The sequence below is a fragment of the Streptomyces griseomycini genome, assembly GCF_014203535.1.
GTDB lineage: Bacteria > Actinomycetota > Actinomycetes > Streptomycetales > Streptomycetaceae > Streptomyces > Streptomyces griseomycini.
In genome coordinates this window covers 1-2656 of the sequence record NZ_JACHJI010000057.1, presented here as the reverse complement: position 1 = coordinate 2656, position 2656 = coordinate 1, and the positions used below count along the sequence as shown (strand labels likewise).

The window sequence follows — 2656 nt, the reverse complement described above, 5'->3', positions numbered from 1 at the left end:
CGTGAGTGGCCGGTCGCGGACCGGCCGTGGCGGGCCGGTGTGTCGTCGTTCGGCTTCAGCGGTACGAACGCCCACGCCATCATCGAGCAGGCCCCACAGGAACGTGAGACCGAACCGGAGGAAGTCACCCCGCCGCTGCCGGCCGGCACGGCCGTCCCCTGGCCGTTGTCGGCCAAGAGCCCCGAGGCGCTGCGGGAGCAGGCCGCACGACTGCGGTCCTTCGTGGACCGGTCACCGGACCTGGACGTCACCGACACGGCCCGTACGCTGGCGTTCGCGCGAGCGGCCTTCGAGCACCGTGCGGTGGTGGTCGCCGCGGAGCCCGACGGGTTCCGGTCGGCGCTGACCGCACTGGCCGAGGGACGCGGCGCCCCCGGCATCGTGACCGGCGAGGCCGCGCCGCAGAGGCTCGGTCTCCTGTTCTCGGGTCAGGGGTCGCAGCGGCTGGGTATGGGCCGTGAACTGGCGGATCGTTTCCCGGTGTTCGCCGAGGCGCTGGAGGAGACGCTGAGCGCGTTCGACCCGGCGGTGCGTGGGGTGTTGTTCGGCGATGACGCCGATGCGTTGAGCGAGACGGGGGTGACGCAGCCGGCGTTGTTCGCGGTCGAGGTGGCGCTCTTCCGGCTGCTGGAGGCGTGGGGTGTGCGGCCCGATGTGCTGGCGGGGCACTCGATCGGTGAGCTGGCCGCCGCGCATGTGGCGGGTGTGTGGTCGCTGGCGGACGCCGCGAGGGTGGTGTCGGCACGCGGTGCGTTGATGCAGGCGCTGCCGGCCGGGGGCGCGATGGTCGCGGTCCAGGCGTCGGAGGCCGAGGTCGCACCGGAGCTGCCGGAGACGGTGGGCGTCGCGGCGGTCAACGGCCCGTCGTCGGTGGTCATTTCGGGTGCCGTCGCCGGTGTGGAGGCGGTGGCGGAGCGCTGGCGTGCGCAGGGCCGGAAGGTGTCGCGTCTGAAGGTCAGCCACGCGTTCCACTCGCCGCTGATGGAGCCGATGCTGGACGACTTCCGGCGGGTGCTGGAGAGCGTGTCGTTCGAGGCGCCGGCGATCCCGATCGTGTCGACGCTGACCGGCGTCCGGGCCACGGCCGAGGAGTTGACCTCTCCGGAGTACTGGGTGCGGCACGTCCGCGAGTCCGTCCGCTTCGCCGATGCCGTCGGCACGCTCTCGGGCGAGGGAGTGAGCACGTTCGTCGAGGTCGGTCCGAGTGGCACGCTGTCCGCGCTGGGACAGGAGACCGCGCCGGACGCCGTCTTCGTACCGGTGCTGCGGGGTGACCGTCCCGAAGCGGTGGCCGCCACGACGGCTGTCGGGCGACTGCACGTACGCGGTGCCGAGGTGAACTGGGAGGCGTTCCTCGCCGGCCGTGGCGCGCGACGGGTGGACCTGCCGACGTACGCCTTCCAGCGTGAGCGCTTCTGGCTGGACACCCCGGTCGCCGCTCGGAGCGGCGTGGAGCGGACATCGCCGGGGGAGGCGCGGTTCTGGGAGGTCGTGGAGGAGGGGGACATCGCGGATCTCGCCCGTACGCTGGGCGTGTCGGCCGATGATCCGCTCAGTGCCGTGCTCCCGAGCCTGTCCGCGTGGCGCAGGAAGCAGCGCGACCGGTCCACGGCCGACGGCTGGCGCTACCGCGTCGACTGGCGTCCGGTGGCACTCGACGGCCGACGGCTCGCCGGTGCCTGGCTGGTCGTCGCGGCGGCCGGTGAGGAGCGCGCGGAGTGGGTCGGTGACGCGCTGACCCGCAACGGCGCGGACGTGCGTGTCCTGCACGTGGACCCGCGAGCGGGCGGTTGGACGGACCGGTCGGCCGACCTGTCGGTGGTCGACGGCGTGGTGTCGCTGCTGGGGCTCGCCGACGCCGACGCCGACGCCGACGCCGACGCCTCGACCGTGCCCACGGGTGTCGCCGCCACGCTCGCCCTGCAACGGGCCCTCGGCGAGGCGGACGTGCCGCTGTGGTCCGTGACGTCGGGCGCGGTGTCGGTGGACGGCGGTGACACCGCCGTCGGGTTCGAGCAGTCGATGCTGTGGGGCCTGGGCCGGGTGGCCGCGCTGGAGCAGCCTTCCCGCTGGGGCGGTCTCATCGACCTGCCCGAGACGCCTGAGGCACCGGACGGGACGGCGTGGGACCGCGAGACCGGTGATCTGCTGGCTTCCGTGCTCGCCGCCGGAACCGGTGGCGAGGACCAGGTCGCGCTGCGCGGCGGCCGGGTGCTGGGCCGCAGGCTGGTGCCCGCCCCGGTGGGCGAGGTGTCCGAGGCGGGCTGGTCGCCGCGTGGCACGGTCCTCGTCACCGGCGGCACCGGCGCCCTGGGCGCGCACGTCGCCCGCTGGCTGGCGGGCAAGGGAGCCGATCACCTGCTGCTCACCAGCAGGCGCGGACCGGCGGCCGAGGGCGCGGACGAGTTGTCCGCGGAGCTGACCGCGCTCGGCGCCCGGGTCACCATCGCGGCCTGTGACGTGGCCGATCGTGACACGCTGGCCGGCGTACTCGCCTCCGTTCCCGCCGAGTTCCCGCTCACCGCGGTCGTCCACGCCGCCGGCATCGAACGTTCGGCCGTCCTCGCCGACCTGGACCCGGACGACCTCACCGAGTTCGCCGACGTACTGGCGGCCAAGGCCGACGGTGCGCGGAACCTGCACGAACTGCTGGCCG

General features: G+C 74.1%; 1 protein-coding gene. It reads left to right on the top strand.

Annotated elements, in window-relative coordinates; all coding sequences use genetic code 11:
- On the top strand, positions 1-2656 hold a 2656-nt coding region (locus FHS37_RS38645; protein ID WP_184829996.1), incomplete at both ends, for an SDR family NAD(P)-dependent oxidoreductase.